We start from the raw sequence: 19,516 nt of genomic DNA, 5'->3' as shown, positions 1-19,516 counted from the left end.
CCTAACTTCGGGAGCACCCGGGACGACGACGTCAGGGGAACGGTCCGCGACGACGAGGTCGCGGGAAGGAGAAGTCCATGTACACCAAGGACGGCGAGAGCTACTTCATCGTCGACGCGCACATCGCCCTGTGGGACGCGCGTCCGGAGAACCTGCGCAACGAGCACGGCAAGCAGTTCATCGACTGCTTCTACGACTACCACCGAAACCTGTCCCCCGAGGCCGAGGTGTGGAGCTACGAGGACTACCTCTACCAGGGCGGCCAGCGCCTCATGAAGGACCTCTTCGAGGACGGGTACGTCGACCACGCGATCTTCCAGCCGGCAGCGCTGACCGAGTTCTACAACACCGGCTTCGGTCAGACGAAGGAGGCGTACGAGCTCGCCGCCGCCAACCCGACCAGGCTCACGTACAACCACAACTTCGACCCGCGCAACGGCGAGCAGGGGCTGGACCAGCTGCGCGCCGACCACGAGGCGATGAAGTTCACCGGAGTGAAGCTGTACACGGCCGAGTGGCACGGTGAGTCCCGGGGTTGGAAGCTCACCGACCCCTGGGCCTACCGGTACCTCGAGGAGTGCCGCAAGCTCGGTGTCACCAACATCCACGTGCACAAGGGCCCCACGATCCGCCCGCTCGACCGGGACGCCTTCGACGTGGCGGACATCGACGCCGTGGCAACGGACTTCACTGACCTCAACTTCATCGTCGAGCACGTCGGCCTCCCCCGCCTGGAGGACTTCTGCTGGATCGCGACGCAGGAGCCGAACGTCTACGGCGGCCTGGCCGTCGCGATGCCCTTCATGCACACCCGCCCGCGCTACTTCGCACAGATCCTCGGCGAGCTCCTCTACTGGATCGGCGAGGACCGGATCTTCTTCTCCAGCGACTACGCGATCTGGACCCCGAAGTGGCTCGTGGAGCAGTTCGTCGACTTCCAGATCCCTGCGGACCTGACGGAGTACGCCCCGCTCACGACCGCGCAGAAGAAGAAGATCCTCGGTCTCAACGCGGCGAAGATGTACGGCATCGAGGTGCCCGCGGAGCTGCGCCTCCCGGAGGCCGACACCACCGAGACCGGTCCGCGCGACCCGGCCGCGGCCGACCTGGCGACGGTCTGAGCGATGACCGTCCTCACCGACCGGCAGACGGTGTCGAGGGCTGACGTCCGCCGCGCCCTCGACACCGTCATCGACCCCGAGCTCGACGAACCGGTCACCGACCTCGGTTTCGTCCGCTCGGTCGACATCGACGGCGACGACGTCACGGTCCACCTGCGGCTGCCCACGTCGTTCTGCTCGCCGAACTTCGCCTACCTCATGGCCTCCGACGCCAAGGACGCCCTCAGCGCACTCGACGGTGTCGGCGTGGTGGTCGTCGAGCTCGACGACCACCACGACTCGGCCCTCATCAACGCCGGGCTGGCCGCCGATGCCGGGTACGTCGGCACCTTCGGCCACGAGGCGGAGAGCAGCCTCGACGAGCTCCGGATGACCTTCCGCCGCAAGGCCCACACGGCCGCCGCGGAGCGGGTGCTGACCGAGCTCCTGCGCTCGAAGCCCACCCTGCCCGAGAGCATGGTGGGTTCGGTCCGGCTGCGACACCTCGGTCCGGGTCGCACGACCGAGGCGCTGCTGCGCCGGCGGGAGGCCATCGGCCTGCCCGACGACCCCGACGCGCTGGTGCTCGTCGACCACGAGGGTCGCGGGTACTCGCCCGACGAGGTGCCGATGGCACTGCGCCGGGCACGGTCGACCCGGATCTCGATCGACGGCAATGCGCACTTCTGCCGGGGTCTGCTGCGGACCCGCTACGAGGGGTCGGGTGCGGACCAGGCGCCTCGCCCCGACGGTGCGGAGCCGGCAGACCACCACCACCTGATCCCCGTGACCGTGAAGGAGATTCCCCGATGAGCACCATGCGAGCCGTCCAGGTCGTCGCTTACCACGAGAAGCTCGAGATGACCGAGGTCCCCGTGCCCGAGGCGCAGGGTCCGTGGGACGTCGTCGTCCGGATCGGCGGCGCCGGAGTGTGTCGCACCGACCTGCACATCCTCGAGGGTCAGTGGGCCGAGAAGTCCCAGGTGACCCTGCCCTACACGATCGGCCACGAGAACGCGGGGTGGGTGCACGCGGTGGGCTCGGCCGTGACGAACGTCAAGGAGGGCGACAAGGTCATCCTCCATCCCCTCATCACCTGCGGCCTCTGCCGCGCCTGCCGCTCCGGCGACGACGTCCACTGCGAGAACAACGCCTTCCCCGGCATCAGCACCAACGGGGGGTATGCCGAGTACCTGCTCACGTCCGCCCGTTCCGTCGTCCGCATCGACGACTCCCTCGAGCCCGCCGACGTGGCCGCGCTCGCGGACGCCGGGCTCACGGCATACCACGCCGCTGCCAAGGCGGCCCGCCGCCTGACCCCGCGCGACACGTGCGTGGTCATCGGCGCAGGAGGTCTGGGGCACATCGGCATCCAGGTCCTCCGGGCCCTCTCGCCCGCCCGTCTCGTCGTCGTCGACCGCAACCAGGCGGCGTTGGACCTGGCGACCACGATCGGGGCTCACGAGGGAGTGCTCGCCGACGGCGGCCAGGTGGACGCGGTGCTCGGGCTGACCGGTGGCTTCGGTGCCGAGGTGGTCGTCGACTTCGTGGGGGAGAACGGGTCAACCTCCGAGGGCATCGCCATGACCCGACAGGCCGGCGACTACCACGTCGTCGGCTACGGCGAGAACGTCGACGTCCCCACCATCGATCTCGTCTCCACCGAGAAGAACGTCGTCGGCAACCTCGTCGGGTCCTACAACGACCTCCAGGACCTGATGGCCCTGGCGGCGACCGGGGCGGTCACGCTGCACACCCAGAAGTACGCGCTCGACGACTTCCAGCAGGCGGTCACCGACCTCGACAACGGCGACGTCCGCGGGCGCGCCATCCTCGTGCCGTGACCCGGCCGGAGCCCCACCCACCACTCGGACAAAGGAGTCCGTCATGAAGAACTACCTCGGCGTCGCCGTGTCGATCGGCGTCCTCGCAGCAGTCTGGACCCAGGTCAGCGTCAGTCTCGACCTCGTGACCTGGGTCGGGTTCCTCGCCTGGGCCTGCTACTTCGCCGCCGGCACGGGGCGCGTGGGCTTCACCCGCGGCCTCGCGGCAAACCTGTCCGGGCTGGCGTACGGCTGGCTGGTCGCCGCGTTCATCGGTGTGGCGTCGTTCCCCGGCGCCCTCGCCATCGCCGTGGGCGTCGTGGCCGCCCTCATGTGCCTGCAGGCCGGATGGTCGACGCTCTCGTTCATCCCCGGGGCGTTCGTCGGCGCCGCCGCCTACTTCGGCACGGCCTTCTCCTTCTGGCCCACGGCGATCGCCCTCGTGGTGGGTGCCCTGCTCGGCTGGGCGTCCGGGGTGCTCGGTACCCGGCTGCAGGTGGCCGTGGACGGACGGACGCGGACGACCGAGCCCCCGGTCGCCCCGGCCCAGGCCGCGGCCTAGGTCAGCCCAACCCCTACCCAAGGAGCGAAGCCGATGATTCTCATCACCGTGAAGTTCCCGATCCGCGAGGACAAGCTCGACGAGTGGGGCGAGCTGTCGTCCTTCTACGCCAAGGCCGTCAACGAGGAGCCCGGGTGCGTGTTCTTCGAGTTCTCCAGGAGCCTCACGGAGCCGCAGACGTACGTCTGCATCGAGGGTTTCCGTGACTCGGACGCCGGCCGGGAGCACATGGGCCAGGAGCACGTCGCGCGGTTCATGGCCGAGATGCCGGACATCGTCTCTGCCCAGCCGCAGATCATCTACGTTGACGCGGACGAGGTGACCGGCTTCGGTCCGATGGGGGAGATCTCGCCCCGCGGGTCCTGACGGTGCCCATCGGCCCCGCCGCAGCCGGCGCGGCGGGGCCGACGCCACGGCTGCGTGGTCGCCGGTGCCCTGCCTCCCCACGGACCGGTAGCCTTCACCGGTACGGGCCCCGCGCTGTACGCGAGGGGCTCGCTGCATGACCGCAGGACAACCGTAGTGATGGAAGAGGTGCTGGTATGCCGGCAATCGTGCTCGTGGGCGCGCAGTGGGGCGACGAGGGCAAGGGCAAGGCGACCGACCTCCTGGGCAGCGACGTCGACTACGTCGTGAAGTTCAACGGTGGCAACAACGCCGGTCACACGATCGTCATCGAGAAGGACGGCAAGCGCGAGAAGTACGCGTTGCACCTGCTGCCCTCCGGCATCCTCACGCCGACCTGCACCCCCGTCATCGGCAACGGCGTGGTGGTCGACCTCGCCGTCCTGTTCGAGGAGCTCGACGGGCTCGAGGCCCGCGGCGTCGACACCTCGCGCCTGCTCGTCAGCGCGAGCGCGCACATCATCGCGCCGTACAACCGGGTCCTCGACAAGGTCACCGAGCGCTTCCTCGGCTCGCGCAAGATCGGCACGACCGGTCGTGGCATCGGCCCCACCTACGCCGACAAGATGTCCCGCAACGGGATCCGCGTCCAGGACCTCTTCGACGAGAAGATCCTGCGCCAGAAGGTCGAGGCCGCCCTGGCCTTCAAGAACCAGATCCTCGCCAAGATCTACAACCGTCGCGCCGTCGAGGTCGACGAGGTGATGGACGAGCTCCTCGGGTATGCCGAGCGGTTGCGTCCCATGGTCGCCGACACCTCCCTGGTCCTCGAGAAGGCCCTCAACGAGGGCAAGACGGTGCTGCTCGAGGCCGGCCAGGCGACCCTGCTCGACGTCGACCACGGCACCTACCCGTTCGTCACGTCGTCCAACGCGACCGCCGGTGGCGCCTGCACCGGTTCCGGCATCCCGCCGACTCGCGTCGACCGGGTCATCGCGATCCTCAAGGCGTACTCGACCCGTGTGGGCGAGGGGCCCTTTCCCACAGAGCTGTTCGACGCCAACGGCGAGTTCCTGCGCAAGACGGGGGCCGAGTTCGGGACGACCACCGGCCGCCCGCGTCGCTGCGGCTGGGTCGACACCGTGGTCGGCCGCTACTCCACCCGGATCAACGGCACCACCGACTTCGTCATCACCAAGCTCGACGTGCTCACGGGTCTCGACACCGTGCCGGTCTGCGTCGCCTACGACGTCGACGGGGTGCGGCACGACGAGATGCCGGTCAACCAGACCGACTTCCACCACGCGAAGCCGATCTACGAGGAGCTGCCGGGCTGGTGGGAGGACATCACCGAGTGCCGCAGGTTCGAGGACCTGCCGGCGAACGCGCAGGCCTACGTGCTGCGCCTCGAGGAGCTCATCGGCGCCCGCGTCTCCGCGATCGGTGTCGGCCCCGGCCGCGACGAGATCATCAGCCGCCACTCCCTGCTCGGCGACTGACCCTCGGCCCTGCGCCTCACTCAGCACAGGCTGCTGCCCGAGCCGTAGGCAGCAGCGTGATCCTCCTGCAGCAACCTCTGCTAGCAGAGGTTGCTGCAGGGCAGGCGGGCTCGACCTGTCAGGCGGGTCGCAGGACGGTCATGCGGTGCGCTGCTCGGGTCAGCGCGACGTAGAGGACCCGCACGCCACCGGGTGACTCGGCCGTGATCTCGTCCGGGTCGACGACGACCGTGGCGTCGTACTCGAGGCCCTTGGTGGACATCGGGTCGATGACGACCACGCGGTCGCCGAGCTCGCCGACGGCGGCCAGCGCCGAGTGGTGGCGTTCGGGGGTGATCACGGCGATCGAGCCCTCGACCTCGCCGAGCAGCACCTCGACGGCCTCGGTGGCCACCGCCGCCCAGTCGCCGTCGCCGACCGTGAGGTCGAGGGGGTGCGCGCCGGTCTCACGGACGGCCTGCGGGATGTCGGCGTCGGGGACCTGCGCCTTCACGACCGCAGCCGCGTAGTCGAAGATCTCGCGGGCGTTGCGGTAGTTGGTGTCCATGTGGAACAGCCGTCGCGCCTGCGTGCCGAACGCCTCCTCCCGGGCGCGCCCCGACTCGGCGGCGTCGGGCCACGAGGCCTGCGCGGCGTCGCCGACCACGGTCCACGACGAGTAGCGGCCGCGGCGGCCGAGCATGCGCCACTGCATGGGGGAGAGGTCCTGCGCCTCGTCGACGAGGACGTGGGCGTACTCGCCGGGGCCCTCGACCCGTCCCTGCAGCAGCCGTTCGCGCGGGTCGGTGACGGCGATCCGGGACCAGGCGTTGGCCGAGCCCGCTCCCGACTGCCGGGTGGCCCGCACCTCCGCGACGCCGAACTGCGAGACGTCGTCGAGCTCCTCGATCTCGTAGAAGCCGCGCTCCTCGACCGCGGCTTCCTGGACCGACCCCATGCGGGCGGCCAGGTCGTCGACGAGGGCTGCGTCGGCCACGGACCAGGTCCCGGTCCGCAGGGCCTCCCGCATGGAGGCTGCGAACGCCTCGCACTCGGAAGCGGTCAGCACACCGCGCCCGTGGCGGGTGGCCAGCTCGGGGTCGGCGAGCCAGAGCAGGACCTCGCGCGGGTCGACCTGGGGCCACCAGCGCTCGAGGAACGCGTCCACCTCGAGGTGGTCCTCGAAGTGGTCCATGAACTCGCCCCGGTCGCCCTCGCGCACGCTGTTCCAGGCGGCCTCCGCCAGCTGCGCGCGGACGGCCTTGGCGGAAAGGTTGCGCTGGTGGCTGCGCAGGACCTGGGCGCGGATGCGGTCGAGGGCAGGGGTGTCGATGCGGACGGCGTTGCCTCCCACGAACGCCCGGAACTGTGTCGGCGCACCGGGAGGGCTGTCGGCGGCGGCCCTCGACAGGAGGCGTCGCACGCGCAGGGACCCCTTGACCGCCGCGACCTGGGGGCTGTCGAGGCGCACCGCGGTGACCCCGTCCACGACGTCGCCGAGGGAGCGCAGCGTCACCGACTCCTCGCCGAGCGAGGGGAGGACGCGCTCGATGTAGGCGGTGTAGGCCGACGACGGCCCGACGACGAGGATCCCGCCGTTCTCGAAGCGGCGCCGGTCGGAGTAGAGCAGGTAGGCGGCCCGGTGCAGGGCGACGACCGTCTTCCCGGTACCGGGTCCGCCGGTGATCTCGGTGATGCCGCGGGCGGAGGCGCGGATGGCCTCGTCCTGGTGGCGCTGGATCGTGGCGACGATGTCGCGCATCTGGGCGCCGCGGCTGCGGGTCAGCGCCGCGAGCAGGGCGCCGTCGCCGACCACGACGAGGTCGTCCGGTGCCTCCGCCACCATGAGGTCGTCTTCGACGCCGACGACGTCAGGGCCCTTGCAGCGCAGCACCCGGCGGCGCAGGACGTCCATCGGCTCCACGGGGGTGGCGCGGTAGAAGGCCGCCGCTGCCGGCGCGCGCCAGTCGACGACCAGCGGCTCGTAGTCGTCGTCGCGGACGCCGAGCCGGCCGATGTAGCGGGTCTCGCGGTCGCTGTCGGCGCCTTCCTTGGACAGGGCGTGGTCGAGGTCGAGCCGGCCGAACACCAGGCCCTCGAACTGCGTGTCGAGGGTCGAGCGGCGTCGGGCGGCGTTGAACACCAGGGCGTCGCGCTCGAACAGCCCGGTCAGCTCCTCGTCCCGGACGTCGCCCGTGCGGTCGGTGCGCCCCCGCGCGAGCCCGTCGGTCTCGACCAGGCCCGCCCGGAGCTTGGCCTTCGCGAGCTCGGCGTAGACGACGTCGACGTGCGCCTGCTCGACGGCGATCTCGCGCGCCACCTCGGCGGTGGTCGCCCTGTTGGAGGTGGAGGACTGGTGATCCGGAGCGGTCACGGTGGTGACTTTCTTGTCGAACGGCCTGCTCGTCCCGCAGAGAACGCACGAGTCTAGCCCCGCGTCCCCGGGTGTCTTCGCGCCATCCCACGCCGGGCCTCAGATCAGGCCCCGCCTCCCTGCCTGGACGCCGGCCTGGAACCGGGTCCCGGCGCCGAGCTGGTCCATGAGCGCGCGCACCCGCCGCTCCACGGTGCGTTGGGAGACGCCGGTCTGGCGGGCGATCGTCGCATCGGGCGCGCCGGCCGCGAGCAGCGACAGGATGAGCTGGTCGCGTTGCTCGGCGGCGCTGCCCGTCCCCGCACGCTGCAACGGCGAACCGAGCGTCCACAGGTGGTCGAACAGCGAGATCAGCGCCAGGACCATCGCCCGCGCGCGCACGAGCGCCGACCCGAACCCCGTCGGGTCGAACGAGCTGACGTCCACGATGGCGGCCGACTCGTCGACGATCACGCAGGAGAACGGGACGCTGGTCGTGAGGCGGAAGCGTTCGCCGCCGCGCTCCCGGGCCTCGAGGATGGTGAGAGCGTCGGGGATCTCCAGGATGCGGGAGTCGTACACCGAGGCCATGTCGAGGACGATCCCGCCGGCGCCCCTGCTCGGCTCCTCGTGGCTGTGCATCGGGCTGTCGAAGATGGCGTCCGTCCGTGGCGACGGCGCGCGGAAGACGCGGACGATCTCCGTTCCTGCCGCAACGGCCTCGGCGGTCACCGCAGCCATCTCGTCCAGCGAGGCGAGGATGCGTATGGTGCCCGCGTCGGGGGTCGTCGTAGCGGCCCGGGCCTGGAAGAAGACCTGCGCGAGCTCGTGCGCCGCCGACCGTGTCTCGCGTGCCCGTCGTTCGTAGCTGAGTGCGAGCGTCGGCAGGGAGATGTCGGGCGGGATGACCTCGATGACACCACCGGGCTGCAGACGGACGAGGCCGCGCTCCTGCAGCACCTCCAACGAGTGGTCGACGAGAGGCGCCTTCATCCCCTGCGCCACGAGCAGGGACCGGGTCGGCTCCGGGTGCTGCAGCGCCGCGAGGTAGACCCGCGTCACCACGGCGTCACCGTCACCGTGGTTGCCGAGTCCCAAGGCGGCGACGGCGTCGCTCACGAGGTCCTGCCCATGCTCTGCTCCTCGGTCCGAGGTGAGTGGCCGCGACCCATGGTGCTGTGTTGGCGAGATCCCGTCAATGGCGCAAGTCCGCCACGTCGAGACTTTACGTGCGGACCCGTCATGGTCCAATCTGGGCCGAGTCGATTCGTCGACCCACGTGCCCGGTCGCAGGTTCCCCCGCCAGGCGACCGCACGTCGGCTGCGCGGCGTCCCCGGGAGAATGTCCCCCCTGCCTCCCCGGGACGCCGCGCACTCATCTCCCGCCCGGTTCTCTACGCTGGGCGCGTGAAGGTTCTCGTCGTCGGGTCCGGTGCTCGTGAGCACGCCATTGTCAAGGCGCTCGGCGCGGACCCGGACGTCGACGCCGTGGTGGTGGCTCCCGGCAACCCCGGCATGGACGCCGTGGCCCTGTGCGAGCCGCTCCCCGCAGGCCTGCTCGACGGCGACGGTGTGGTCGAGCTGGCGCGCCGGCACTCGGTCGGCCTCGTGGTCATCGGCCCGGAGGCCCCGCTCGTCGCCGGAGTGGCCGACGTGGTGCGCGCGGCCGGCTTCCCCGTCTTCGGCCCGTCCGCCGAGGCCGCCCGCCTCGAGGGCAGCAAGGCCTTTGCGAAGGAGGTCATGGCTGCCGCCGAGGTGCCGACGGCCCTCGCCCGCGTGTGCGCGACCGAGGACGAGGTGGCCGACGCGCTCGACGCCATGGGCGCGCCATACGTGGTCAAGGACGACGGCCTCGCCGCGGGCAAGGGCGTCGTCGTCACGGACGACCGTGACGCCGCCCTCGAGCACGCCCGGGGCTGCCTCGCCAAGGAGGACGGGCGGGTGGTCGTCGAGGAGTTCCTCGACGGGCCGGAGGTGTCGTTGTTCGTCCTCTGCGACGGGGAGACGGTCGTGCCGTTGGCTCCGGCGCAGGACTTCAAGCGGGTCTTCGACGAGGACCGCGGCCCCAACACCGGCGGCATGGGTGCCTACTCCCCGCTCGACTGGGCGCCGGCCTCGATGGTCGACGAGCTCGTCACCCGCGTCGCCCAGCCGACCGTCGACGAGATGCGCCGCCGCGGGACGCCGTTCTCCGGGGTGCTGTTCATCGGGCTGGCGCTGACGAGCCGTGGTCCTCGGGTGATCGAGTTCAACGCGCGGTTCGGCGACCCGGAGACCCAGGTGGTGCTGGCGCGGCTGCAAACCCCCCTGGGTGGGCTGCTCCTGTCAGCGGCCACCGGACGGCTGGCCGAGGTCGGCGCGCTGCACTGGTCGCCGCAGCACGCGGTGACCGTCGTCGTCGCCTCGCACAACTACCCGGGCACCCCGCGCACGGGTGACCCCGTGACCGGGATCGAGGCCGCCACCGAGGTGCCGACCGTCTACGTCCTGCACGCCGGTACCGGCCGCGCCGACGACGGCACTCTGGTCTCGGCGGGCGGCCGCGTGCTGTCGGTCGTGGCCCTCGGGGAGAGCCTCAGCCAGGCCCGGGAACGGGTCTACGAGGGGGTGGCCTCGATCGAGCTCGACGGGTCCCACCATCGCACCGACATCGCCCTGGCGGCCGAGCGCGACGAGCTCCACGTCGGCTGACGACCCCGCCGACTGAGCGGCACGGTCTACCCGGCTCGGCGGGCGGCGGCCCACCCCAGGGCCCCGAGCGCTGCACTGCCCACCATCACGGCGGCGAAGAGCCACCCGGGCAGTGCCGGGGCCTGCCAGGCGATCAGCGCGCCGGCGCCGGCCAGCGCCACGGCCTGGGCCACCGACGCGGTCAGGCTCGACGCAGCGGTGATCCGGCCCTGGTCGGACACGGGTGCGAGAAGGAGCAGCTGGGTCGACAGCGTCGGCGACACGATCCCCATGCCGAGCCCGGCGACCCCCCACAGCACGAGTCCGGGTGCGACCGGGAGCAGCCCGAGGCTGGTCAGGGCGGGTCCGGCGATCCCGACGGCGATGAGGGCGAACCCGACCTGCAGCCGCCGCACGGCCCCCACCCGTCGCTGCACCGCGTCGAGCCCGTGCAGCTGCGAACCCGCCGCCCAGCACAGCCCCGTCACCGTGAGGCTCACGCCCGCGGCGGCCGGCCCGAGGTGGTGGATGGTCGTGAGCATGAGGGGCAGCAGGCTCCCCGCGGTCCCGAACGCCGCGGCGACGAGCCCACGCAACGCCACGAGGGCCGGTATGCCGTGGACGAGCCGCAGCGTGCCGGCCGGCAGCACGGCGCGCACCGCCGGGACGGTGCAGGCGAGTCCGGTGGCCACCAGGATGAGGCCGAGGACTCGGGCGGTGCTGCTGCCACCGAAGAGGGACCCCCCAGCGGTCAGGGCGCCGAGCCCGACCGCGGCGAGGGCCGCTGCCCGCACGGCTCGGTGCTCCTGTCCCGTCCACGGCGTGGCAGGACCGGTGGCCGCCGTGGAGGCGCGCATCGACGGTCGGAGCAGGAGGGCGGCCGGCACCATGAGGGCGATGCCGACGGCGAAGACGGATCGCCACGACCAGGTCTGCGCCAGGAGCCCGGCCACCGGCGGCCCGAGCAGGGAGGGAAGCACCCAGGCCGCTGCGAACGCGGCGAAGACCTTGGCCCGCAAGGCCTCTGGCAGTGCCCGCGCGAGCAGGACCGTGAGCGACACGTCCATGAACGCCTCACTGATGCCGGAGCCGAACCGCCCCACGGTGAACAGCGCCATACCGGGGGCGACGGCCATGAGGACCTGGGAGGCGACGAAGACCGCCATCCCGGCCAGCAGGGGGCGGACGGGCCCGCGGTGGTCGGCCCAGGCGCCGGCGACAACGGTGGCGAGGACGAACGACACGAGCGGTGCGGCGCTGGCCGCACCGAACAGCCACAGCCCGTCGAGGTCGCGGGCGACGGTGGGCAGCACCGTCGTCGTCGCGCGGTTCTCGAACGCCCCGAGCGTCACGAGCGCCACCGCCCCGATGGCGAAGGGGAGGTGCGCTCGGGTGAACAGGCTCGGGGGCAGGTCGGTGGGTCGGCTCTGCGCCGTGTCGGTGGACATGCCCGCCATCCTCAAAGATGAAGTGGACTTCAAGTCAAGCCGCACGAGGATCGGTTGAGTGAGCAGCAGCTGTCGGTATGGCACGCGGACTCCGACGGTTGCTGCTCACTGAACACGGGCGAGGGCGCCGGACCGGCACGCGCGGACCACCGGTCGGCTGGGAGGATGTGGTGCATGACGTCCTCCCAGCCGCTCACGGTGCCCGGCTACGCCCACGTCTACTCGGGCAAGGTCCGCGACCTCTACGCCCCGCTCGACGAGTCGGGGACGCCGCGGAACGACCAGCTGCTCCTCGTCGCCAGCGACCGCATGTCCGCCTACGACTTCGTCCTCGACACCCCGATCCCCGACAAGGGTGCCGTCCTGACGCAGCTGTCGCTCTGGTGGTTCGAGCGGCTGCAGGACCTCGTGCCCAACCACGTGGTGTCGGCCGACGTGCCCGATGCCGTTGCCGGGCGGGCGGTGCTGGTCAAGCGGCTCGCGATGCTCCCCGTCGAGTGCGTCGCCCGCGCCTACCTGACCGGTGGCGGACTCACCGAGTACCGCGCCGACGGCCACGTCTCCGGGGTGGCGCTGCCCGAGGGCCTGGTCGACGGCTCGCGCCTGCCCGAACCCGTCTTCACCCCGTCCACCAAGGCGCCGATGGGGGAGCACGACCAGCCGATGCCGTATGCCGCCGTGGAGGCCGAGATCGGCGCCCCCCTCGCGTCGCGGGTGCGGGACCTCACGACCGCGATCCTCGCCCGCGGCAACGAGATCGCCGCCGAGCGCGGCATCCTCATCGCCGACACCAAGGTCGAGTTCGGGCTCGACGGTGACGAGGTCGTCCTCGCGGACGAGGTGCTGACGCCGGACTCGTCCCGGTTCTGGCCGGCCGAGCTCTGGGAGCCGGGCCACCCGCAGCCGTCGTACGACAAGCAGTACGTCCGCGACTGGTTGACCTCGTCCGCCAGCGGCTGGGACAAGGCGTCGGGCGAGGCTCCGCCCGACCTGCCCGAGGACGTCGTGGCGCAGACGCGGGCGAAGTACGTCGAGGCCTACGAGCGCCTGACCGGCCGCACCTTCTCCTGACCGCCGCGCGGGCGTAGCCTCACCGACGTGGAGGACCTGGAGGGCCACCCGGCCCTCGCCGCGGCGTCGGCCGCTGCGCGCGCCCACCTCGACGGGCTGCGGGAACGCCGGGTCGGGGCGCCTCCGGACGTCACGGCGCAGAGCCTGAGGGCGGCGCTCGGCGGACCTGTGCCGGTCCGCGGCTCCGAACCGGCGGAGGTCGTCGAGCGCCTCGCCGCCGCCGTCGGCCCGGGACTGGTCGCCTCCAGCGGGCCGCGCTACTTCGGGTACGTCGTGGGCGGCACCCTCGAGGCCGCCATGGCCGCTGACTGGCTCGCGGTCGCCTGGGACCAGGTGGCCGGCCTCGAGGTGATGTCGCCGGCTGCGGCCGCCGTCGAGGAGGTCGCCGGCGGCTGGCTGCTCGACCTGCTCGGCCTTCCGGCGCAGGCGTCCTTCGGGTTCCCGACCGGCGCCCAGATGGCGAACTTCACGGCGCTCGCGACAGCCAGGCACGCGGTGCTCGAGCGGGCGGGATGGGACGTCGAGGCCGACGGTCTCCAGGGCGCACCCCGCATCCAGGTCGTCGTCGGCGGCCAGGTGCACGCGACCGTGCCTCAGGCCCTGCGCTTCGCCGGCCTGGGCAGCCGTCCCGACGTCGCCGCCAGCGACGAGCAGGGTCGGATGCGACCCGCGGCCCTCGCGCAGGTCCTCCGGCGGGACGGGGGACCGGTCATCGTGTGCGCACAGGCCGGCAACGTCAACACCGGTGCCTTCGACCCGTTCGGGGAGCTGGCAGACCTCTGCGCGCAGGCAGGTGCGTGGTTGCACGTGGACGGAGCGTTCGGGCTGTGGGCAGGGGCGAGCGAACGGCTGCGACCGCTGGTCGACGGCGTGGAGCGCGCCGACTCCTGGGCCACGGACTGCCACAAGTGGCTCAACGTCCCCTACGACTCCGCCTTCGTCGCCACCCGCGATCCCGTCGCCCACGTCGCCGCCATGTCGTGGGAGGCGCCGTACGTCGTCCCCGGGGCGGGCCGCGACCCCTACAGGTATGTCGTCGAGTCCTCCCGTCGCGCAAGGGGATTCGCGATCTGGGCCGCCCTCTCCCAGCTCGGCCGGGACGGCGTCGCCGACCTCGTGGACCGCTCCTGCGCCCACGCGCGCCGCTTCGCCTCGGCCCTGGTGGCCGCCGACGCACGGGTCGCGGTCCTCAACGACGTGGTGCTCAACCAGGTGCTGGTGCGGTTCGACGACTCCGACGACGTCACCCGCGCGGTCCTCGCTGGGGTCCAGGCCGGCGGCGAGGCGTGGATCGGTGGCAGCACCTGGAACGGCGACGCGGTCATGCGGATCTCGGTGTCCGGCTGGATGACGACCTCGCAGGACGTCGACCGCTCCGTCGAGGCGGTCCTGGCTGCCCTCGCCGCAGCGCGCACCTGACGCCGGCTGGCCCCGGCGAGGCCCCCGCGCAGCCGACGCCGCCCGCGCAGCCGACCCCGCCCCGCTGGACTAGCCGCGCGTGGGGGTCAGGAGGGCGAGGGGCATGGTCCGCGACGTCTTCAGCTCGTACTTGCCGAAGGGTGGACAGCGGACGAGGACCACGTCCCGCCAGGCAGCATCCCGCTCGTCCCCGGTCAGCTCCCGGACCGTGACGGCCTCGGTGGCCCGGCCCCGCTGCACCTCCGCGCGACCGGCGGCCCGCAGGTTGCGGAACCACTGCGGGTCCTCCGGCATCCCGCCCGCCGACCCCACGACGAGGTAGCCGCCCTCGTGCTCGAAGTACCCGACGGGGGTGGTGTGCGGCTTCCCCGTCTTGCGGCCGGGGACGGTGAGCAGCAGGACCGGGACACCGCCGGAGCCCTTGCCCCCCACCTTGCCGCCCGACACCCGGTAGACACCGACGCCCACCTTGTTGGCGGTCCGCATCACGGTCTTCATCACGGTGTTCATGGCGCCTCCCGGGCTCTCCCCACGGACGCTCCTCCGGGCGCCACGACGTGTCAACCACTCGCCCGGCCGTGCGGGGACGTCCGGGAGGTGACCACGCGGCATACCTGCTCCGTGGCCCGGATAGACTGCGGTCGCTTCCATCCCCCGCGCTAGTCCCGTGCTGAACCCAGGAGACACCCGAATGGGCCACGTCGTCATTGACGTCATGCTGAAGCCAGAGATCCTCGACCCCCAGGGTCAGGCCGTGAACGGGGCGCTCCCCCGGCTCGGCTTCGAGCAGTTCACGGATGTGAGGCAGGGCAAGCGCTTCGTCCTCACCGTGGACGGCGAGGTCACCGACGAGGTGCTCGCGGCGGCGCGGGAGGCAGCGGACAAGCTGCTCTCCAACCCCGTCATCGAGGACGTCGTGTCCGTCCGCGCGAGCGACGGCGAGACCACGGACCCCGGCCAGTGAAGGTCGGGGTCGTCACGTTTCCGGGCTCCCTCGACGACCGTGACGCCGCCCGCGCGGTGCGCGCCGTCGGCGCCGAGGCCGTCAGCCTCTGGCACGGCGACGCCGACCTCAAGGGCGTCGACGCCGTGGTCCTCCCCGGCGGTTTCTCGTACGGCGACTACCTGCGCTGCGGTGCCATCGCCCGTTTCGCGCCGGTCATGGACGCCCTCATCCCCGCAGCCCAGGGAGGGCTGCCGGTGCTCGGCATCTGCAACGGCTTCCAGGTGCTCTGCGAGAGCCACCTGCTCCCCGGTGCGCTGATCCGCAACGACCACCGCAAGTTCAACTGCGTCGACCAGCGGCTCGTCGTCGAGAACGCCTCGACCACCTGGACCTCCGACTTCGAGGCCGGGCAGGAGATCACGATCGTCCTCAAGAACGGCGAGGGCGGGTTCGTCGCCGACGAGCGAACCCTCGACGAGCTCGAGGGTGAGGGCCGCGTGGTCTTCCGGTATGCCGGTGACAACCCGAACGGCTCGTACCGCGGCATCGCGGGCATCAGCAACGAGCGCGGCAACATCGTGGGCCTCATGCCCCACCCCGAGCACTGCGTGGAGGAGGGCTACGGCCCCTCGACCGATGGGCTCCCCTTCTTCACTTCTGTTCTGCGACAGGTGGTTTCAGCATGACGGCCCAGGTCGACCGTCCGACGCTCGACACGGTCTCCCACGCGGCGACGACCCCCGACACCGAGCAGCCGTGGAGCGAGCTCGGGCTCAAGCCCGACGAGTACGCCGAGATCCGCGAGATCGTCGGCCGCCGCCCCACCAGCGCCGAGCTCGCGATGTACTCCGTCATGTGGAGCGAGCACTGCTCGTACAAGTCGTCCAAGGTGCACTTCTCCCTCTGGGGCGAGAACACCACCGACGAGATGCGCGAGAAGCTCCTCGTCGGCATCGGTGAGAACGCCGGGGTCGTCGACATCGGCGACGGCTGGGCGGTCACCTTCAAGGTCGAGTCGCACAACCACCCGTCCTACGTCGAGCCGTACCAGGGCGCCGCCACCGGCGTCGGCGGCATCATCCGCGACATCATGTCGATGGGTGCCCGGCCGATCGCGGTCATGGACCCGCTGCGCTTCGGCAACCTGCACCACCCCGACACCCAGCGCGTGCTCCCGGGCGTCGTCGCCGGTGTCGGTGGCTACGGCAACTGCATCGGCCTGCCCAACATCGGCGGCGAGGTCGTCTTCGACGACTGCTACCAGGGCAACCCGCTCGTCAACGCCCTGTGCGTCGGTGCCATGCGCATCGAGGACATCCACCTCGCCAAGGCCTCGGGCGTCGGCAACAAGGTGATCCTGTTCGGCGCCAGGACCGGTGGCGACGGCATCGGCGGCGTGTCGGTCCTCGCCTCGGAGACCTTCGACGAGGGTGGTCCCACCAAGCGTCCTGCGGTCCAGGTCGGCGACCCGTTCGCCGAGAAGGTGCTCATCGAGTGCTGTCTGGACCTGTATGCCGCGCACGTCGTGGACGGCATCCAGGACCTCGGCGGTGCGGGGCTGTCCTGCGCCACCAGCGAGCTCGCCTCCAACGGTGACGGGGGCATGCAGATCGAGCTCGACCGCGTGCCGCTGCGCGACGCCTCCCTGCGACCTGAGGAGATCCTCATGTCGGAGAGCCAGGAGCGCATGATGGCCGTCGTCGAGCCGGGCAAGCTCGACGAGTTCATGGCGATCACCGACCGGTGGGACGTCGAGGCGACCGTGCTCGGGGAGGTCACCGACGGCGACCACCTCGTCATCACCTGGCACGGCGAGGTCATCGTGGACGTGCCGCCGCGGTCGGTCGCCCACGAGGGCCCGACCTACCACCGGCCCCTGGCCCGTCCGGACTACCTCGACCAGCTCCAGGCGAACGGCACCGGCACGCTGGCCCGTCCCGTCGACGGCGAGGGCCTGAAGTCCGACCTGCTCACCCTGCTCGGGTCGCCGAACCTGTGCGACAAGTCGTGGATCACCGACCAGTACGACCGCTACGTCCTCGGCAACACCGCGCTCGCGATGCCCGACGACGCAGGGGTGGTGCGCGTCGACGAGGAGACCGGCCGCGGTGTGGCCATCTCGACCGACTGCAACAGCCGGTTCGCCAAGCTCGACCCCTACACCGGGGCCCAGCTCGCGCTCGCCGAGTCCTACCGCAACGTCGCGACCGCCGGCGCCGTCCCGCTCGCCGTCACCGACTGCCTCAACTTCGGTTCCCCGGAGGACCCGGGCGTCATGTGGCAGTTCCGTGAGTCGGTCAAGGGCATCGCCGAGGGCTGCAAGACCCTCGGCATCCCGGTGACCGGCGGCAACGTCAGCTTCTACAACCAGACCGGTGACACGGCCATCCACCCCACGCCCGTCATCGGTGTCCTCGGGGTCATGGACGACGTCTCCCGCCGCACCCCGTCTGGCTGGAAGGCCCCCGGCCAGGTGATCTACCTGCTCGGCTCGACCCGCGACGAGCTCGCAGGCGGCGAGTGGGCGCACGTGGTCCACGGCCACCTCGGCGGGCTGCCGCCGAAGGTCGACCTCGGGGCCGAGCAGCTGCTCGGCGACATCCTCGTCAACGCGAGCCGGGACGGTCTCGTCGACGCCGCGCACGACCTCTCCGACGGTGGCCTCGCCATCGCCTTGGCCGAGGCGACCATGCGGTACGGCGTCGGCGCGCGGATCTGGCTCGACGAGGTCTGCGAGCGCGACGGCATCGACGCGTTCACCGCGTTGTTCAGCGAGTCGACCGCCCGTGTCGTCGTCAGCGTGCCGCGCTCGGAGGAGGTGCGGTTCACCGACATGTGCACCGCCCGCGGCCAGGTCCACGCGCGCATCGGTGTGGTCGACGACGAGACCGACGGGCTGGACGTGCAAGGTCACTTCACGGTGGGTCTGTCCGCCATGACGCAGGTCCACACGCGTACGCTGCGAGAGGTCTTCGCCGGCTGATTCGTCCGGTTTCCGGGTCGACGACGATGTCGACGGGTCCCACTGAGGAGTGTCGTGAGTTCAGGGCAGGACCTCGCCAGGCGCGAGGCGATCGAGGAGTACGAGGTCGTCGGACGCCCGGCGGAACCCGACCTCCAGCGCCTCGTCGAGCTGGCCGCCGCCGTGTGTGACGTCCCGACGGCGGTCATCAACATCATCGACGACCGTCAGCAGCACCAGATCGCAGCGATCGGGCTGTCTGCTGCGGTCTGCTCCCGCGAGGACTCGATGTGCGCCCGGGTCCTGCACGACCCCCAGCTCGTGGCGGTGCCCGACGCGAGCCTCGACGAGCGCTTCGCGGACAACCCGTTCGTCACGGGCGTCATCGCGAACGTCCGCTTCTACGCCTCCAGCCCGCTCGTCACGCCGGCGGGCGTGCCGATCGGCACCCTGTGCGTCTTCGACGACGTGCCTCGCCGCTTGTCCGTGGCAGCGGGCAAGGCCCTGGGGGTGCTGGCCGAGCAGGTGGTCGACGTCCTGGAGCTGCGCCGCCTCACCCGTGAGCTGGCGCGCTCCAACGAGCAGCTGACGCAGTTCGCCGGGCAGGTCAGCCACGACCTGCGGAACCCGCTCGCGGCGCTGACCGGTTTCCTCGAGCTGGCCGCCGACAGCCCGGAGCTCGCTGACGCCCCTGACGCTGCCGAGCTGCTGGCGCGGGCCGAGTCGTCCGCAGCGCGGATGACCGCGATGATCGGCGACCTGCTCGACTTCGCCCGCATCGGTGGCGGTGGGCGCAAGGGCATCGTCGACCTCCAGGGCGAGGCCGACGCCGTGCTCGAGGACCTGTCCGCCCAGATCGCCGACGCCAGGGCCGACGTCCGCGTGGAGGGCCTGCCCAAGGTGTCCGGCGACGCCACGCTGCTTCGCGCCCTGCTCCAGAACCTCGTCGCCAACGCCGTGAAGTTCAGTGCCGCAGCCGGTACCGGGCAGCCCGTGGTCCGCGTCGGCGCCGAGCGCATCACCGGCGGCTGGCGGGTGACCGTGGACGACAACGGTCCCGGGGTGCCCAGGCAGGACCGCGACCGCGTCTTCGAGCTGCTCGCCCGGGGGGACGACAAGCAGGACGTCGAAGGACTGGGCATCGGCCTGAGCACGTGCCGCCGCATCGTGCAGTCGCACGGCGGCCGCATCGGCATCGTCGACTCCGAGCTCGGCGGCGCCAGCGTCTGGGTGTCCTTCCCGGACCGGCCGCAGTCACAGGGCAGCGGGTAGGACGAGAACGGCCACGGGGACCGGGGACCGAGGGGGCGACCGGCCGGCAGCTGACGAGAGGGGGACG

At 71.6% G+C, this 19,516-nt stretch carries 17 protein-coding genes; 13 read left to right on the top strand and 4 right to left on the bottom strand.

From position 1 onward, the window contains the following. Positions 1 to 77 precede the first annotated feature (77 nt). The 6 genes from ASC58_RS11085 to ASC58_RS11060 all read left to right on the top strand — a co-directional run bounded on the left by ASC58_RS11085 (position 78) and on the right by ASC58_RS11060 (position 5,329). Positions 78 to 1,121 (top strand): amidohydrolase family protein, encoded by a 1,044-nt coding sequence (locus tag ASC58_RS11085; RefSeq protein WP_056916275.1) that lies wholly within the window; start codon positions 78 to 80, stop codon positions 1,119 to 1,121. A gap of 3 nt (positions 1,122 to 1,124) precedes the next feature. Beyond that, on the top strand, positions 1,125 to 1,913 hold the full coding sequence (locus ASC58_RS11080; protein WP_056919351.1) for an iron-sulfur cluster assembly protein: 789 nt from the start codon (positions 1,125 to 1,127) through the stop codon (positions 1,911 to 1,913). Further along, on the top strand, positions 1,910 to 2,944 hold the full coding sequence (locus tag ASC58_RS11075) for an NAD(P)-dependent alcohol dehydrogenase (protein ID WP_200947809.1): 1,035 nt from the start codon (positions 1,910 to 1,912) through the stop codon (positions 2,942 to 2,944). Before ASC58_RS11080 ends, ASC58_RS11075 begins: the two co-directional genes overlap by 4 nt. Positions 2,945 to 2,987: 43 nt before the next feature. Continuing rightward, on the top strand, positions 2,988 to 3,485 hold the full coding sequence (locus tag ASC58_RS11070) for a DUF1097 domain-containing protein (protein ID WP_056916276.1): 498 nt from the start codon (positions 2,988 to 2,990) through the stop codon (positions 3,483 to 3,485). Between the two features lie 33 nt (positions 3,486 to 3,518). Beyond that, positions 3,519 to 3,851 (top strand): putative quinol monooxygenase, encoded by a 333-nt coding sequence (locus ASC58_RS11065; RefSeq protein WP_056919350.1) that lies wholly within the window; start codon positions 3,519 to 3,521, stop codon positions 3,849 to 3,851. A gap of 176 nt (positions 3,852 to 4,027) precedes the next feature. Continuing rightward, the gene (locus ASC58_RS11060; protein ID WP_056916278.1) at positions 4,028 to 5,329 is read left to right on the top strand and encodes an adenylosuccinate synthase; all 1,302 of its coding nucleotides are present in this window, start codon (positions 4,028 to 4,030) and stop codon (positions 5,327 to 5,329) included. Between the two features lie 118 nt (positions 5,330 to 5,447). On the opposite strand, the gene ASC58_RS11055 is transcribed toward ASC58_RS11060, so the two are convergent. Then, complete coding sequence (locus tag ASC58_RS11055; protein WP_056919349.1) at positions 5,448 to 7,682, bottom strand: AAA family ATPase; 2,235 nt, start codon at positions 7,680 to 7,682, stop codon at positions 5,448 to 5,450. Between the two features lie 99 nt (positions 7,683 to 7,781). Continuing rightward, positions 7,782 to 8,780, bottom strand: a complete 999-nt coding sequence (locus ASC58_RS11050) for a LuxR C-terminal-related transcriptional regulator (protein WP_056919348.1) — start codon at positions 8,778 to 8,780, stop codon at positions 7,782 to 7,784. Positions 8,781 to 9,068: 288 nt separating this feature from the next. On the opposite strand from ASC58_RS11050, the gene purD reads away from it, so the two are divergent. Then, on the top strand, positions 9,069 to 10,352 hold the full coding sequence (gene purD / locus ASC58_RS11045; protein WP_056916281.1) for a phosphoribosylamine--glycine ligase: 1,284 nt from the start codon (positions 9,069 to 9,071) through the stop codon (positions 10,350 to 10,352). Positions 10,353 to 10,378: 26 nt separating this feature from the next. Here the strand turns inward: purD and ASC58_RS11040 are convergent, their stop codons facing one another. After that, a complete protein-coding gene (locus ASC58_RS11040) occupies positions 10,379 to 11,779 on the bottom strand; it encodes an MFS transporter (protein WP_056919347.1) in 1,401 nt (466 codons plus the stop codon). A gap of 174 nt (positions 11,780 to 11,953) precedes the next feature. Here ASC58_RS11040 and ASC58_RS11035 point away from each other — a divergent pair, with 174 nt between their 5' ends. After that, positions 11,954 to 12,850, top strand: coding sequence for a phosphoribosylaminoimidazolesuccinocarboxamide synthase (locus ASC58_RS11035; RefSeq protein WP_056916283.1), 897 nt, complete (start codon positions 11,954 to 11,956; stop codon positions 12,848 to 12,850). Positions 12,851 to 12,877: 27 nt separating this feature from the next. Further along, positions 12,878 to 14,269: a pyridoxal-dependent decarboxylase gene (locus ASC58_RS11030; protein ID WP_200947808.1), complete on the top strand. Its 1,392-nt coding sequence runs from the start codon at positions 12,878 to 12,880 to the stop codon at positions 14,267 to 14,269. A gap of 69 nt (positions 14,270 to 14,338) precedes the next feature. Here ASC58_RS11030 and ASC58_RS11025 read toward each other — a convergent pair whose 3' ends face one another. Continuing rightward, entirely contained in the window at positions 14,339 to 14,779 is a 441-nt protein-coding gene (locus tag ASC58_RS11025) for a nitroreductase family deazaflavin-dependent oxidoreductase (RefSeq protein WP_056919346.1), read from the bottom strand. Positions 14,780 to 14,960: 181 nt separating this feature from the next. Between ASC58_RS11025 and purS the strand changes: the two genes are divergently transcribed. Genes purS through ASC58_RS11005 form a run of 4 tightly spaced genes read left to right on the top strand, consistent with a single transcriptional unit; the run spans position 14,961 to position 19,449 of the window. Then, entirely contained in the window at positions 14,961 to 15,233 is a 273-nt protein-coding gene (gene purS, locus ASC58_RS11020; protein ID WP_056916286.1) for a phosphoribosylformylglycinamidine synthase subunit PurS, read from the top strand. Beyond that, entirely contained in the window at positions 15,230 to 15,901 is a 672-nt protein-coding gene (purQ, locus tag ASC58_RS11015; protein WP_056916287.1) for a phosphoribosylformylglycinamidine synthase subunit PurQ, read from the top strand. Before purS ends, purQ begins: the two co-directional genes overlap by 4 nt. After that, entirely contained in the window at positions 15,898 to 18,198 is a 2,301-nt protein-coding gene (purL, locus tag ASC58_RS11010; protein WP_056919345.1) for a phosphoribosylformylglycinamidine synthase subunit PurL, read from the top strand. Before purQ ends, purL begins: the two co-directional genes overlap by 4 nt. A gap of 54 nt (positions 18,199 to 18,252) precedes the next feature. After that, positions 18,253 to 19,449, top strand: a complete 1,197-nt coding sequence (locus ASC58_RS11005; protein WP_082553208.1) for an ATP-binding protein — start codon at positions 18,253 to 18,255, stop codon at positions 19,447 to 19,449. Positions 19,450 to 19,516: the final 67 nt, after the last annotated feature.

This window comes from Phycicoccus sp. Root101 (assembly GCF_001426245.1).
Classification (GTDB): Bacteria; Actinomycetota; Actinomycetes; order Actinomycetales; family Dermatophilaceae; genus Pedococcus.
The sequence above is the reverse complement of the archived record's forward strand: the minus strand, read 5'-3'. Positions and strand labels throughout refer to the sequence as shown.

Excerpts from the sequence above, each read along its gene's own strand:
- ASC58_RS11085 (WP_056916275.1), top strand. The coding sequence starts at position 78 with ATGTACACCAAGGACGGCGAGAGCTACTTCATCGTCGACGCGCACATC.
- ASC58_RS11080 (WP_056919351.1), top strand. The coding sequence starts at position 1,125 with ATGACCGTCCTCACCGACCGGCAGACGGTGTCGAGGGCTGACGTCCGC.
- ASC58_RS11075 (WP_200947809.1), top strand. The coding sequence starts at position 1,910 with ATGAGCACCATGCGAGCCGTCCAGGTCGTCGCTTACCACGAGAAGCTC.
- ASC58_RS11070 (WP_056916276.1), top strand. The coding sequence starts at position 2,988 with ATGAAGAACTACCTCGGCGTCGCCGTGTCGATCGGCGTCCTCGCAGCA.
- ASC58_RS11065 (WP_056919350.1), top strand. The coding sequence starts at position 3,519 with ATGATTCTCATCACCGTGAAGTTCCCGATCCGCGAGGACAAGCTCGAC.
- ASC58_RS11060 (WP_056916278.1), top strand. The coding sequence starts at position 4,028 with ATGCCGGCAATCGTGCTCGTGGGCGCGCAGTGGGGCGACGAGGGCAAG.
- ASC58_RS11040 (WP_056919347.1), bottom strand. The coding sequence starts at position 11,779 with ATGTCCACCGACACGGCGCAGAGCCGACCCACCGACCTGCCCCCGAGC.
- ASC58_RS11035 (WP_056916283.1), top strand. The coding sequence starts at position 11,954 with ATGACGTCCTCCCAGCCGCTCACGGTGCCCGGCTACGCCCACGTCTAC.
- ASC58_RS11025 (WP_056919346.1), bottom strand. The coding sequence starts at position 14,779 with ATGAACACCGTGATGAAGACCGTGATGCGGACCGCCAACAAGGTGGGC.
- purS (WP_056916286.1), top strand. The coding sequence starts at position 14,961 with ATGGGCCACGTCGTCATTGACGTCATGCTGAAGCCAGAGATCCTCGAC.
- purL (WP_056919345.1), top strand. The coding sequence starts at position 15,898 with ATGACGGCCCAGGTCGACCGTCCGACGCTCGACACGGTCTCCCACGCG.